The organism is Myxococcales bacterium, assembly GCA_022563535.1.
Classification (GTDB): Bacteria; Myxococcota_A; UBA9160; order UBA9160; family UBA4427; genus DUBZ01.
In genome coordinates, this window is sequence record JADFNE010000007.1 from 83,904 (window position 1) to 97,218 (window position 13,315).

General features: G+C 59.4%; 17 protein-coding genes and 3 tRNA genes. 13 read left to right on the plus strand and 7 right to left on the minus strand.

Features of this window, described 5'->3' with window-relative positions; translation table 11 throughout:
• Positions 1-41: 41 nt before the first annotated feature.
• Complete coding sequence (locus IH881_04055; protein MCH7866846.1) at positions 42-1,256, plus strand: aspartate aminotransferase family protein; 1,215 nt, start codon at positions 42-44, stop codon at positions 1,254-1,256.
• A 7-nt stretch (positions 1,257-1,263) separates the two neighbouring features.
• Here the strand turns inward: IH881_04055 and IH881_04060 are convergent, their stop codons facing one another.
• Both IH881_04060 and IH881_04065 read right to left on the minus strand, forming a co-directional pair.
• Complete coding sequence (locus tag IH881_04060; protein ID MCH7866847.1) at positions 1,264-2,328, minus strand: 3-deoxy-7-phosphoheptulonate synthase; 1,065 nt, start codon at positions 2,326-2,328, stop codon at positions 1,264-1,266.
• A 26-nt stretch (positions 2,329-2,354) separates the two neighbouring features.
• A tRNA-Arg gene (locus IH881_04065) sits at positions 2,355-2,431 on the minus strand.
• A 141-nt stretch (positions 2,432-2,572) separates the two neighbouring features.
• Here IH881_04065 and IH881_04070 point away from each other — a divergent pair.
• The 5 genes from IH881_04070 to IH881_04090 all read left to right on the plus strand — a co-directional run bounded on the left by IH881_04070 (position 2,573) and on the right by IH881_04090 (position 5,191).
• Positions 2,573-2,649: transfer RNA gene (locus tag IH881_04070), tRNA-His, on the plus strand.
• A gap of 264 nt (positions 2,650-2,913) precedes the next feature.
• Positions 2,914-3,153: a helix-turn-helix transcriptional regulator gene (locus IH881_04075; protein ID MCH7866848.1), complete on the plus strand. Its 240-nt coding sequence runs from the start codon at positions 2,914-2,916 to the stop codon at positions 3,151-3,153.
• Between the two features lie 147 nt (positions 3,154-3,300).
• Positions 3,301-3,699, plus strand: coding sequence for a DoxX family protein (locus tag IH881_04080; GenBank protein ID MCH7866849.1), 399 nt, complete (start codon positions 3,301-3,303; stop codon positions 3,697-3,699).
• A 270-nt stretch (positions 3,700-3,969) separates the two neighbouring features.
• Positions 3,970-4,046: transfer RNA gene (locus IH881_04085), tRNA-Arg, on the plus strand.
• Positions 4,047-4,384: 338 nt separating this feature from the next.
• Complete coding sequence (locus IH881_04090; GenBank protein MCH7866850.1) at positions 4,385-5,191, plus strand: hypothetical protein; 807 nt, start codon at positions 4,385-4,387, stop codon at positions 5,189-5,191.
• Positions 5,192-5,255: 64 nt separating this feature from the next.
• Here IH881_04090 and IH881_04095 read toward each other — a convergent pair whose 3' ends face one another.
• Genes IH881_04095 through IH881_04105 form a run of 3 tightly spaced genes read right to left on the minus strand, consistent with a single transcriptional unit; the run spans position 5,256 to position 6,419 of the window.
• Positions 5,256-5,675: an IS3 family transposase gene (locus IH881_04095; protein ID MCH7866851.1), complete on the minus strand. Its 420-nt coding sequence runs from the start codon at positions 5,673-5,675 to the stop codon at positions 5,256-5,258.
• A 19-nt stretch (positions 5,676-5,694) separates the two neighbouring features.
• Positions 5,695-6,102: an IS3 family transposase gene (locus IH881_04100; GenBank protein ID MCH7866852.1), complete on the minus strand. Its 408-nt coding sequence runs from the start codon at positions 6,100-6,102 to the stop codon at positions 5,695-5,697.
• Between the two features lie 11 nt (positions 6,103-6,113).
• A complete protein-coding gene (locus tag IH881_04105; GenBank protein ID MCH7866853.1) occupies positions 6,114-6,419 on the minus strand; it encodes a transposase in 306 nt (101 codons plus the stop codon).
• 776 nt (positions 6,420-7,195) lie between these two features.
• On the opposite strand from IH881_04105, the gene IH881_04110 reads away from it, so the two are divergent.
• From IH881_04110 to IH881_04125, 4 genes are all read left to right on the plus strand, one after another.
• A complete protein-coding gene (locus IH881_04110) occupies positions 7,196-7,591 on the plus strand; it encodes a hypothetical protein (GenBank protein MCH7866854.1) in 396 nt (131 codons plus the stop codon).
• 735 nt (positions 7,592-8,326) lie between these two features.
• Positions 8,327-8,539 (plus strand): hypothetical protein, encoded by a 213-nt coding sequence (locus IH881_04115; protein ID MCH7866855.1) that lies wholly within the window; start codon positions 8,327-8,329, stop codon positions 8,537-8,539.
• 659 nt (positions 8,540-9,198) lie between these two features.
• Complete coding sequence (locus IH881_04120; GenBank protein ID MCH7866856.1) at positions 9,199-9,396, plus strand: hypothetical protein; 198 nt, start codon at positions 9,199-9,201, stop codon at positions 9,394-9,396.
• 147 nt (positions 9,397-9,543) lie between these two features.
• Complete coding sequence (locus IH881_04125) at positions 9,544-9,870, plus strand: hypothetical protein (GenBank protein ID MCH7866857.1); 327 nt, start codon at positions 9,544-9,546, stop codon at positions 9,868-9,870.
• A 112-nt stretch (positions 9,871-9,982) separates the two neighbouring features.
• Here the strand turns inward: IH881_04125 and IH881_04130 are convergent, their stop codons facing one another.
• Both IH881_04130 and IH881_04135 read right to left on the minus strand, forming a co-directional pair.
• The gene (locus tag IH881_04130) at positions 9,983-10,894 is read right to left on the minus strand and encodes a right-handed parallel beta-helix repeat-containing protein (GenBank protein MCH7866858.1); all 912 of its coding nucleotides are present in this window, start codon (positions 10,892-10,894) and stop codon (positions 9,983-9,985) included.
• Between the two features lie 87 nt (positions 10,895-10,981).
• Complete coding sequence (locus IH881_04135) at positions 10,982-11,878, minus strand: hypothetical protein (protein MCH7866859.1); 897 nt, start codon at positions 11,876-11,878, stop codon at positions 10,982-10,984.
• Positions 11,879-12,475: 597 nt separating this feature from the next.
• Between IH881_04135 and IH881_04140 the strand changes: the two genes are divergently transcribed.
• The 3 genes from IH881_04140 to IH881_04150 form a co-directional block, all read left to right on the plus strand.
• On the plus strand, positions 12,476-12,817 hold the full coding sequence (locus tag IH881_04140) for a PilZ domain-containing protein (protein MCH7866860.1): 342 nt from the start codon (positions 12,476-12,478) through the stop codon (positions 12,815-12,817).
• 126 nt (positions 12,818-12,943) lie between these two features.
• Positions 12,944-13,159, plus strand: coding sequence for a hypothetical protein (locus tag IH881_04145; GenBank protein ID MCH7866861.1), 216 nt, complete (start codon positions 12,944-12,946; stop codon positions 13,157-13,159).
• On the plus strand, positions 13,159-13,315 hold a 157-nt coding region (locus tag IH881_04150; protein ID MCH7866862.1), incomplete at its 3' end, for a hypothetical protein. The genes IH881_04145 and IH881_04150, both read left to right, overlap by 1 nt.

The following is a 13,315-nucleotide window of genomic DNA, read 5'->3' on the forward strand; positions in this document are numbered from 1 at the left end:
CTGCCCGCTCACCCCTCGATCCGGTCGGGAGTCTTCGCAACGTGAGCCAAAACAAAGATTCGAATGCCTCGGTTCAGGAACAGTTGAGCCAGTTGCTCGTTCCGACCTATCTCCCCCAACCGATTACCCTCGTGCGCGGTGAAGGTTGCACGCTGTGGGATGCCGACGGCAACGAATACCTCGACATGATGGGTGGGATCGCAACTGCGGCGCTCGGCCACTGCAACCCCAAGGTATCCGAAGCGCTCATGCGACAGGCGCAACAGGTCTGGCATGTCTCCAACCTGTATACCACCGCACCCCAACTCGAACTCGCAAAGCGATTGATCGAACATTCGTTTGCGGACCGGGTCTTCTTTGCCAACTCCGGCGCGGAAGCCAATGAAGTGGCGCTAAAACTCGCACGACGCCACCACTACGTCGAAGGTCGCGACCGCACTGAGATCATTTGCTTCGACGGAAGCTTCCACGGAAGAACGCTCTTCACCTTGACGGCAACGGGCACCCCAGCCTACCGCGAGGGCTTCGAACCCGTGGTCCCCGGAATTCATCACGCACCCTACAATGATCTCGCTGCGGTCAAGCAACTGGTTGGTGACCGCACTGCGGCCATACTGGTCGAACCCATCATGGGAGAGGGCGGCGTCATCCCCGCGACCCCGGAGTTCTTGTCGGGCTTGCGACAGTTGGCCGACGATTGCGGTTGTCTACTGATCTTTGACGAAATTCAGACCGGCATGGGACGCACCGGTTCCCTGTTTGCCTATGAAAATTACGGAGTCGTTCCCGACATCATGACCCTTGCCAAGGCGTTGGGAAATGGCATTCCGATCGGGGCCATGTTGACGCGCAACGAAATCGCGGCAGCACTCGTGCCCGGAACCCACGGCTCGACGTTTGGCGGCAACCCCCTCGCCACCGCGTGTGGCGCGGCCGTCATGGCCGAACTGACCGAAGGCGGTGTGCTCGCCCACGCCAAGCAGATGGGCAAACTGCTCGGCGAACGCCTCGACGCCCTGGCGAGTCGGTTGGGACCCGAGCGCATCATCGAAGCGCGGGGCGTCGGATTGCTGCGAGGCCTGGAACTCACCGCACCGGCCGCAGACGTTGTCGCCGGCTGCCGAGAAGAAGGCGTCCTCGTCATTACAGCCGGAGCCAATGTCGTACGCCTCGCCCCGCCGCTGATCATTGACGAAGCCGAGATCGAGCGCGGCACCCAGGTTCTCGAAAGCGTACTGGCACGAGTGATCGGCTAGCGGTTGACTATCGATTTACGTTGCGCCGGTCGCGCACCGCTTGGGCCATGCGTTCGAACAACGGCTCAGTGCGCTCCCAACTCATACACTTGTCAGTCACGCTCAGCCCGTAGGTGAGGTCACTGACCTTGCCCAGACTCTGATTGCCGTCGAGCAAGAAGCTTTCGAGCATGACACCAAAGACGAGATCGTTTCCCTTGGCAATCTGATCCGCCACGTCGCCAATGACTTCAGGCTGCTTCAAGTGATCTTTGCCGCTGTTCGCGTGGCTGCAGTCGATCATGAGCCGCTCGGGCAAGCCCGCACGCTTCAGACTCGCGGTCGCTGCGGCCACGGGTTCGGCGCCGTAGTTCGGACCCGAGGAACCGCCGCGCAGGATCACGTGGCATTCGTTGTTGCCCCGGGTTTCGACGATCGCGGCAACACCCTGCTTGGTCACCGAAAGAAAGCGATGCGGATGCAGGCTCGAACCGATGGCGTCGATTGCAATCTGTACGGTGCCATTGGTACCGTTTTTGAAACCCACCGGCATCGACAGCCCCGAAGCGAGTTCGCGATGAACTTGACTCTCGGACGTTCGCGCACCGATGGCACCCCAGCAAACGAGATCGGCAATGAACTGAGGCGTAATGGGATCGAGAAACTCGGTGCCCGTGGGCAAACCCAGTTCCAGCACCCTCAGCAGGAAACGGCGCGCCGCGCGCAAGCCGTCGTTGATCGCGAAACTGTTGTCGAGGTTGGGATCGTTGATGAGCCCCTTCCAACCCACTGTAGTACGGGGCTTTTCAAAATAGACCCTCATCACGATCAGCAGATCTTCTGCGTGTTGCTCCATCACGGTCGCGAGGTGTTCCGCGTATTCGATCCCCGCCTCGGGATCGTGAATCGAGCAGGGACCGACCACGACCACCAGCCGGTCGTCCTCGCCTCTGAGCACCTTTCCACAGGCCTGCCGGGCGTGGGAAACCGTGGTGGAGACCTGCTCGGTAAGCGGGAGCTCTTCCATCAGGATCGCTGGCGGCAGCAATGGATGCAGGCTTTCGATCCTCAGATCGTCTGTCTGGTAGAGCATCAACCTTCCTTTATCACCTGCTCAAATGGCACCCCGAACAGGATTCGAACCTGTGACCCGTCGCTTAGAAGGCGACTGCTCTATCCAACTGAGCTACCGGGGCAAAACCGGGGCTAGACTAGCGCTCAATCGGGCGGCGGTGCAGCCGAGCATTCGACCGTTGAGCGAGCAATTATGGCCCCAGCATACACGCGCTGCGTTGACACCCCGTCGGCTGCTGCCTACGCTCCTCGCCCTTCTTGCGGTGGGCGTAGCTCAGTTGGTTAGAGCGCCGGATTGTGATTCCGGAGGTCGCGGGTTCAATTCCCGTCGCCCACCCCACGAACGCCACGCTGCCCCGCTTGAACGCAGATGCGGATGCAGATAACGGCGACTGCGTTGTGCGGCCGGATCGCGCCGGCCGGGTCGGTTGCGAGACTCTGGCGCCGACCTCTCCTAAGTATCTGTTTTTTAAACGAATACTCGACCTCCGTCACCCCCTGGGGCGCCTCGATTCGAGCGATTTGACCCGCGACAGCCCGACCCCGATCGCGCTAAAATCCGAAGGCTCGCAGTAACGCGAAGGACACCCCTCAGAGGCTCGAAATGAACAGGATCCGCGCTGCACGACAAGCGCTTGGTTGGACACAGAGTCAACTCGCACGAAGAGCGGGCATCTCTACTCGCACCATCCACGCCGTAGAAAAAGGAATGACGTGCCGCCAGGCCACCAAGCGCCTCATCTTGAACGCGCTCGGCGTTCCTTGGGACATGCGAAACGAATACTTTGTCCCGATAGTGCGCAGCGTGCGAACCATCGAACACCGCGAACTGAACACGGCCTGATCTCAAAAAAAGAGAGGCCACCCCCCCACACACACATGAAACCACCTTCGATCACCTGGTGTCTAGTCCTGGGCGACCGCAGTGATTGATCTAATTACGATTCAACGTCCTGATGAAATTCCTGGAGGAAAAACCTTGGCGTCATTCATGACGAAATACGAAAGTCACACCTATGCCTTGCTGCGAATCATCGTCGGGTTTCTCTTCTTTTGGCACGGCATGCAAAAGTTGTTCAACTTCCCCCCGGCGGGTTGGGAAATTCCCGCCATGGTCAAATACGTCGCGGGTTCGATCGAGCTCGTCGGCGGTGCGCTAATCGCGGTCGGGTTGCTGACCCGATGGGCCGCGTTCCTGTGTTCCGGTTTGATGGCCGCCGCCTATTGGACGGCTCACGGAACCAATCACGTACTTCCCATAGTGAATGACGGTGAACTCGCAGTTCTCTATTGCTTCGTTTTTTTGGCCATCGCTTCCCAGGGACCGGGGATCTGGAGCATCGACGCGATGCGAGAAAGTGGCGGCGAGGTCCCCGAAGCGATCACCTGAAGCAGACATCGAGTAGCGAAGTAACACGCGAGGCAAGAGCATGATTCCGCTCCCGGCCGCGCTCGAGGGTGAGTCTAAATTCCGTGCCCCCGCGCTCTGTCCTTCAGATCCACCAGGGCGGGCTCGTGAAGCTTCCCTCTGGCAACTCGACTGCGCGTCCGGTATCAACCCTGCGACCCAGGTTCTGGGCGCGGCTCCCGGCCGCGACCCACGCTGCAAAGGTGGACGTAGGCGCGAGCGATCGTGCCCGTAAAGCCAAGCAGCAAATGCGCGCCGGTAGCTCAGCTGGATAGAGCATCAGGCTTCGAACCTGAGGGTCGGGGGTTCGAATCCCTCCCGGCGTGCCATTCTTGGCTACCGCAACGCGCCATGTTTGCTCATGAATTTTCCACGACTCCACATTGCGGTGCCGTGAAACTTCCGATCAATTCGTGACCAGTAAGCTTCCCAGTAAGCTTGCGGATCAAACTCGCTTTGTTGAGCGACCCTAGAATGATATCCGGCGCATTTTCGCTTGAATAACAGCTGGGGAGCGATTGATGAGAATCGCGCAAGTCGCGGCAAACACAATTGATTCGACATGGCTCCCGAATGTGGTGTTCTGTTATTCATGGCGCGACGTCGCGGGATGACACGACCAGACTGATGGTTGGTTAAAAACTAGTTAGCCGGCACGGGAGATCGCATGCCCACACCATTCGAGTGTGCCAACCCGAGCATTCGTGCGGCGCGCCAGATCCTACTTGACGCAATCGTGGCCGATCAGCAACAAGGCCAGCTCGATATCTCTGGCAAAACGTACGCGCCCTTCGTGGACTACATAGGCCATCAGAACCCAGGTGTCCTTGCGTTCGCAATTCAGGAGGCATTTTGGCAGCTCCTCGTTGAGGGAATTCTTGCTCCGGGCATGAATTCCAGCAACATGAACTTGCCTTTTTTCCACGTCACGGAGTATGGCCGCGCCGTCCTCGCCGCCGAACCCGCGCACCCTCACGACCCGGACCGCTATCTAGACCGAATCGTTCAGCGCGTTCCGCACTTCGATCCTACTGTTCGGTCCTATCTCGCCGAGAGCTTGGCGACGTTCAGACGAGGAAACCTCGTATCGTCGGCGGTGATGCTCGGTATCGCGGCCGAACGCGTGTTCCTTCTGCTGTCCGAATCTGTTGTCAAATCGTTGGCGGATGCTGGCGAGCGAACTCAGTTCACTCAGATCTACGAGCGATTTCCGATGAAGCCAAAGCTCGATTGGATCGCAGCGAAGTTCCAGCAACCGGCGGTCCGTGCCTTGGATCAGTTTCCAAACAACGCCCAGGTTTCAATCCTTGCGGTCTACGATCTCCTCCGAGTTCAGCGGAATGAACTAGGACATCCAAGCCAAGCCCCACCAGCAGTCGATCGTGAGGATGCGTTCTCCAATCTTCAAGTATTCGCACGCTACTACGAGACGGTCGAGAAGATCCGGACGGTACTAGCGGGGAGTCAAATTTAGGGCGCGTGCCGGCTAACAAGCCGATGAAGCAGACGGATCTTCCCCGGATAAAACGGACACAGGGTTAAGCGGCACTTAGTCTCTCATACTCCTCCGGTGATTGGTAGTCCAGCGTCGAGTGCATTCGCGTTCGATTGTAGAACCCCTCGATGTAATCGAAGATCTCGAGCCTGGCTTGTTCTCTGCTTTCGAAGTCCATGTGGTAAAGCGATTCGGTCTTGATTGTGCGGAAGAAGCTCTCTGCGACCGCGTTGTCTCCGCACTTGCCTGGGCGGCTCATGCTTTGACGCATCTCGTATCGGTCGATTTGATCTTTGTATTTTTCACTACCGTACTGCGTTCCTCGATCCGTATGATGGATCAGCCCAGGTTTGGGCTTCCTAGTCTCATAGGCCATGGTGAGCGCCTCCAGGGCAAGCTCTGCGCGGGGTTGATGCGAGGTCGCGTAGCCCACGACCTTGCGCGAGTAGAGGTCGAGGATCACTGCCAGGAAGAGCCAACCTTCACGTGTGCGAACTTGCGTAATGTCGCCAACCCAAGCTGTGTTGGGAGCATCGACCTCGAAGTTCCGTTCGAGTAGATCCGGGGCCGCCTTGCGTTCCGAGCGAAGTAGTCGCTGTTCGATAGAATCGCTGCTTGGAACATCCCTGAATGCCCTCTAAGCGCATGATGCGGGCCACTCGATGTCTCCCACAGTCGCGCCCCCTCAAACGCAAGGCTCTGTAGATCCGAGGCGATCCATACGCGCGACGATTGGCACGATGGATCTCGTGGATCTCCTCAGCCAGCACTTGGTCCTCTTGCTCTCGCTCGCTTGGCCCCCGCCGACACCAGGCGTAGAACCCACTGCGGGAGACCTTGAGGACCTTGCACATCATGCCGACCCGGAAGGTCTCCCGATGATTCTGCATGAACCGGAACTTCACTTCTGGTCGTCCGCGAAGTATGCCAACGCTTTTTTTAAAATGTTCCGCTCCTCGGTCACGTCCCGGAGCTTCTGCTTTAGCTTTCGGAGCTCCTCTTGATCCCCGGTCTGCTTGCCTCGCCCCGGAAACGCTTCATCTGAACTGGCTTCGATCTGCTCTCGCCATCGCTGCAAGAGACTTCGCGCAATTCCAAGGCTCTCGGCAACGTCTGTGACACTCCGGCCTCCGCGCAACAAACGCACGGCGTCTCTCTTGAACTCTGGAGTGAAGTTCCTGCGAACTCGTGTGGTCTTCGTTCCCATGGGTCACCTCGATGGGCCATTGTAGGCCCTTATCTGGGTGTCCATTTTTCAGGGGAAGTTCAGACGTGGAATAGCGCGATTCAACTGCCCGCTGTACCCTTTGGCATCAACCTTTTAAGGCTCGGCAAGTCTGGTGGCACAATTCCACGCCGGTTAACGCCGATCCGTTATACGGCGGCAGGCATGTCTCCCCGATCGCGGCAAGTTGTTGTCTCCGCCTCCGTGGTCCTGATCGTTCTCGGTTTGGCTGAGGCATCTTGGCAATACTGGGATCAGTTTTCCCGTCGAACTGCGGAGGTGACTATCCGCGAACTTGCGGATCTCGCTGCCCAGACCGGCGAAACTCTCAAGTCGTGCTATCCGGACGACCCTCAGGCTCGGTGCGAAGAAGTTTTCGTTTCGCATGACGCCGAAGTTCAAAGCGTCAGCTGCCTTGAGTCAGTGATCGTCGCCTTCTATCCCAGGGGTTGGGATTGCAGAATTCAATTTCAATCAGGTACATCCGCTGGCATACGTATCTTCGTCTGGGTGAGTCGCACAAGTCTTCACCTCAAGAGAGCTGCCACCTAGCTTCAAGTATGCAGTGCATCAAAATATGAGTACGCCGCGAACCGCTCCAGGGCGTGCTCGCCGTATAACACGGCGTTGCAGCCGACATGGCTCCGCGAAGTTCCAATAGACCTTTGGTAATGTCTGGCAATCGGCTTGGGTTCTTCGCCTCGCCACGGTGGCGGGCCCATCGGCTCAACGCCGGCGGTACGGAGGATGAAGGCGTCATGGCAAGCAAGCCGATTCGAGCGAACTGTTGGCGATATAAAACCTCTGACGCGCCTGCGATCCCCGCACTCGACACACCCGCGCACGAACGGGGGGGCGTGCTTGAGTTCTCCGGCGATGCCCTTCACTTCAACGATTGGCATGTTCCCTTCAGAGAAGTCACCAGCGCAGAGCTCACCGAAGCCGTCGCTGGACTCGGCATTCTCCGTATTCGCACACTCGAGGAAGTGCTCGACTTCGCTGTTCGAGTAAAGCAGGTCCCTACCGAAATCGGCGTAGCTGTCAAACGGAAAGCACCGACACCGGCAATGGGTAAGGCATACAGCAGAGGACAACTTATCGGAGCTGCAGTTGTGCTCGCAGCGTTGTTTCTCATCTCTCTGATGTTCCGGTGATGTCGTCGTCTAGCCTCAAGTTTGAACTGCAACACATCTCCAGTCCCGATGCGCAAGGTGCGAGCTCGTCCGCCGCCCAACCAGCCGTTGAACCGGACGTGGAATAGCGCGATTCAACTACCCGCTGTACCGTTCTGGCGTCAACCTTTTCAGGGTCGGATGAGTCGGCGGCGCTATTCCACGCCGGTCAACGCCGATCCGTTGGACGGCGAGCAAGCGCGGACGAATCTCGGAGGGTGCCGTGGCAGTTCAAGGCTCGGGTGGAAACGTTCTTGCTGCACTCTGCAGCTTCTTTATCCCAGGCTTGGGCCAGCTGCTCCAAGGCCGGCTTGGCATAGCCATTGTCCAGTTCGTTCTCGCAGCGGCCCTCTGGTTCGTTCTGCTTGGCTGGCTTGTCCATCTCTGGTCGATCATCGATGCTGCGAGGTTCTCGCCACCCTCTCCGGACTAGAACTTGGGTCTCGCCGCATAACGCCGATCCGTTAGGCGACCAGGAGAATGCTCTTGCCAACGTACCTCCAAGACAGCGTGTCCAACGGTAACCCTTGCGAACAGGCGCTCATTCGACGGTGGTGGCATGAGCAGCACAACGCTCAAGGCGTTCTCGTCTGGGAGTACCACCTCGAAGGAAAGTTTGCGGACGCTGTATGGTTCCCAAACACTTCTGAATCTGGGGTTGAGCGCCCTGGCAAGCAGGCAGCCCGAAGCTCCCCGCTCACCGACCAAGAGGTTGTCATGTGCGAAGCCAAGGCCGACCTAACACCGGAGGTCATCGGTCAGGCTCTCGTTTACACATTCTTTGCCAAGCGCGCCGGAGCCCGCGTCGCGGAAACTGTGGTATTCACCGAAACGGGTGGCCAGGCAATGCGAGAGGCGGCCAGAGGACTTGGATTGACACTTGTTGTTCAGCCACTCGATGAGTCGAGCGGTGAAGCGGGCGCTGAATAGCGCGATTCAAATGGCAGCTGTACCGTTCTGGCGTCAACCTTTTCAGGGTCGGCGATCTCGGAGGCGCTATTCGGTGCCGCTTATCGCCGGGCCGTTAGATACTGCGCAGGCGCGACTGTGTGAGGGAACCGTTGAAGACCGAGACTCTTCTCATCGATCGGCGGTTCCATGGACCGCCGGAATCGGGCAACGGTGGTTACGTCTGCGGGCTCCTCGCGCAGTTCATTGACTGTGCCGCTGCAGTGCGGCTGCACGTACCCCCGCCACTTAGCACGAACTTGGAGGTGCGACGCGCAGGAGGAAGCGTCGCGCTTTTCGACGACGAAACTCTCATCGCGGAAGCGCGGCCCGCAAGCATCGAGATCGAGCCCATCGAGTCGCCGAGCTACGAAGAAGCGGGCGCAGCATCTCGCCGGTTTCGTGGGTTCGAATCTCATTGGTTCCCATCCTGTTTCGTCTGTGGCCCTCACCGTGATCCAGGCGATGGGCTCGGCATCTTTCCTGGCCCCGTCGAAGGACGCGATCTAGTCGCATCCCCGTGGATTCCTGATTCGTCCCTTGCCTCTGTGAAAGATGTGGTTGCTCCAGAGTTCTTGTGGGCAGCTCTCGATTGCCCAGGAGCCTTCTCCTTTGTCCAACCGGCACAAGGAGTAGTACTGTTGGGCGAGCTTCAAGTCGCTCTCATGGGAGAAATATCCGTGGGCGAGCGCTGCGTGGTTGTCGCGTGGGAACTCTCCCATCAAGGCCGCAAGCACCACACGGCCACGGCACTCTTCGGTGAGGCGGGATCCTGTCGCGGGATTGGTCTCGGTACCTGGTTCGAGGTGGCGCGGGACGCTGCGAAAGGCGCTGTATAATACGAGCTTGCAGTCGGACTGGCTAGCGCTTCCATCCATCTCAATCGTGGTATTCTGCGAGCGTCTTCGGCGTGGTGCCCTGGGAGAAGGGAGAGGGGAAGTAAACTGGAACACGAAAGACCTGAACAAGACCCAAAGGTGATGCGATTGGCAGAAGCCTTCGACCTGCCACCAGTTGCCGCCGTCGGTCTTCGAGCAATGCTGCTTGAGTTCGTGGTCGATACTCGTGGCACTGAAGACGTTTCGGACGTGTCCATCGACGAGTGGGCGCTTGCGCTGCGGTATCCCAGCGAACGAGTCGGGGGTCTAATTGATGCTTTCGTAGTTGCAGGTTTGCTGCAGCGGAATGGCAATCGTCTACTTGTTTCGGATTGGGATCAAGTGAGCAGTGACGATCACGCGGCATCGTTCCGGCGCTGGCTGAGATCACGTCCGGGTGTGGTTGTTGAGTTCGCCGAGCTGCTTGAGCGGTAGGGTGGATAGTTCGGAGAGCCGCCATTTCATTCTAGACAAGTTCTATCCGAGGGGCTCACCCCAAGGTGGTGAGGGGAGGCAGGCCGGTTGCGGCGGTCTGGTGGGATCTGCCCTAGGGACAGGAGCCGAGGTTGCACAGATTGCCCCCGAGGTCGGCTCCATTGTTCACGGTCTGGACACCGTTGATCACGTTTTCCCGGTATCCGACCGACCCGTTGAGATCGAGTTGGCGGCCGGCGTTGTCGATAACGGTGTTTCCGCGAACGAGACCGTGTCCCACGGTGAAGTCGACCCCGTCACCCTCATTCAAGTAGATGGTGTTCTCGACCACGTTGCATGCGTTGCACCCATTCACGCCGTTGAGACCATTGCGATAGACGGTATTGAAGGCGATCAGTGAAGACGTCTCCGGGCTAATGCCGGTCGAGCCGTTTTCAAAGATCACGTTGTGGGTCAGGACGTTAGCCGGGCCGCCATCAAGCCCCGCACCCCCATTCCTAATGCTTTGGCAGTTGCGAACCTGACTACCTCCGTCAACTTTAATCCCAGTCTGACCATTGGAAGTCACGAGGAGTCCATCGAGTTCGGACCAAGCGGACACGGCGACTCCACCGTCCGGAAAACCGCGCACGGTACCGTTCCTTATTTTCGCGAAATTGCCCCTACCAGGCAGGCCTTCGATTCCGACACCAGATCCCAAAGGGGTGCAGCTGATTGCGCTGCCGATCCCCGTACAAGACGTCGGCCCGACAACCTCGAAGCCGTTGAGGTCAAGGGTGACAGGAGAGAAGCCGGAGGTCAGCTCGATACCGGATTCGTTCGCGTTGGAGACCATGAGATTCCCCGTCAAACGGTAGCTGCCAGCTTGGTCGATCGTCACCGGGAAGCCCGGTGTATCGCTCGGCGTCACGCCACCCGCGAGTGCCTTCGCTTGATTGATCTCGATCACGCCATCCACCGCCAAGGCGGGCGAAGAAAGGGCAAGAGCGCCGACGAACAGAATGAGTTTGTGGATGAGTCGCATTTCCCTATCTCCTATCATCTATTGTCTCCATTTAGGATGCGAGAAGCCGCTCTGCGCTGACGAGGCAACCGGGGCAGCCTGCTGCGGTCACCCCTTCCGGTTGCATGAATTTCGCCGGATACGGTCACGGCCGATCAGGGCGAGAAACGCCGCGCCCACCGCGATCGTTAGTTGCGTCGAGGGCTCAGGCACGAATACGGCATCGAGGTCGGCAGGAACCCACTCGGCGTGTTCCGCTGAGCCATCGTAGGCAAGCAACCAGGTCGGACCGCTCGAGTCGTATTCGAGCACGTCCTCGTCGTCGAAGTCGACTCCCCCCAGCTGCCCGCTGCCGTCGAAGGAGAGCCCCAGGTTTCCGTTGCCGAGGTCGTCCACCCCGTCCAGATCCAGCGCTTGAGAAACGCCTGCAGCGGAGCCGTCGAAGACGAGGCTGAAGCCCACACCATCGAATGCTACGAGATCCTCGTCATCCACCGTGAAGGAGCCCAGGTCGACCGTCGTGTCGAACGAGAGCAGAAGATTTCCGCTTGATTCCCGGCTGACGGCGTCCGTGATGACTCCACTCGGAACACTGTTGGCGCTGGCGTCGAACTCGAGCGTGTAGCTGGAGCCGTCGTAGCGAACCACGTCTCCGGGCTCCGCCGTAAGTGGACCCGATAGCGTCACGGTCGTATCTAGAGAGAAGAGCTGGTCGCCGTTGCCCAGGAGGTGGTAAGCGACCAGGTCTGCGCTTGCCGGCAGGGTGCCGAGCGTAGCGGTCCCCACCCCCCCCATCAGGTTGTCGACCGCTACGATCTCGTCGTCAAAGTTCGTCGCCGAGAGCACGACGGTCACGTCGGACGAGACGGAAGCCGAATCCAACGGGGTAACCGCACTCGCAAGAGAGGACAAGGGAAGCAGTGCTGCGACGAGCGCCAGCAGAACTCCCGGCAGCGCCAGCGCGTGTGCTCGCCGCGCGGCACCCAGACGGAAGAACCATCTCATAGCGATCCTCCCTCCCCATGCCAGGAGTGTGGTGAAGGCCGGCGTTTAGCGCCATAGCTGCGCCTAGACGCTCGTGGAAATGGCGCTGAGCTCGACGTGGGGGCGATCCGCAGTCCGCCTACCGCGTTTGAACTGCGTACTCGGTCCTCCAGCCCGAAGGCTGTCGGCCGTGGCGGGCCAGCGCGCGACCCGGAGCAGACCTCGCTCCGCGATGTCGTCGAGGCGGTCGAGGGACCGCTCCCGTTGCAAGGATGCCCGCTGGGCAGTCTTACCTGTGACGCAGGCCAGAAATGTTCCGTCTTTCAAGCGGTCTGCCGAACGCAGCGCGCCTGGCTTAATGCGCTTGAAACCGATAAAATCACAGGCCTTTGCCGGACCCCAGCGGCAAGCCGAACCCGGGGGCGTGCTCGGCGATAGCGCATCGCAGAGCGGGACGGTGCGTTGGAGTGAACCAGCTTGAGTGGGCGAACCGGGAGAGCGCGAGAGATTCCTGAGCGACGCCCAGCGTCTGCCGTAGATTTTCAGGCGTGCGTGCGGTACGGCGTCGGGCGTCGCTCTTGTATTAGAGTCCGGAACGGAGGGGAATAGCGGCGATAGATGGACGCGACCGCTGGACTCTTGAGCCGGGAGGGAGTCATGGGCGATGACGAAAGTCGCGCTGCGGCTCGCAAGATGGTCAGCTTCTCTGTCTTGTATCGGACGGGCCTACGGCGGCACGAGGCGGTACTGGTCGACATCTCGCTCACCGGGGCGCTCTTGGCGTGTTCGGCGGTTCTTCCACCGGCGGGAGCGATCGTCTTGATCAATCTCACACCACCTGAGCAAGAAGAACCGATTACCGTAAGTGCCAGGGTGGTTCGTTTCACGCCGCGCGGATTTGCGGTCCAGTTCCTCTCCGTGACCGAGGAAATCCAACAGTTGGTGGAACGTCTAAAGTAGCGATCAAGCTCGGGGCGCTGATTCCTGAGCAGTTCAAGCATGGGGGACCAAGCTTACATCGTGAAAGCTTGGGGGATTTTGGCATCGGGAAGATGGACTCCCACCGCTGGCAGCAGGAGGTACTGCATGAGCCAGACCAAGCCCCTCACCGACGCCACGCTCGACGAGATCGAGCAGCTGGCCAAGAGCAACGCGGCCGAGACGTACCGCGGCGCGCTGCTCGCGCTCGTCAAGGAAGTGCGGCGGCTGCGGGGGATGATTCTCGACGGCGGAGGGCGGCAGCAGCTTGAGCACGACCTCGACGCGCGCAAGGTTCTCAACATCTGCGAGGAGATCGGCTGATGGAATGGCTCATCGGAGGCATCGAGTACGCGATCGTCGCGGGGATCGTAGGCTTGGGAGCGAGAAGAGTGTGGAGGCGCTATCAGCGCTGCAGTATCAAGGACAGCAACCTGCCCAATGGCGTCTACGTGGACTGGGACATGTTCTGGGGGCGAA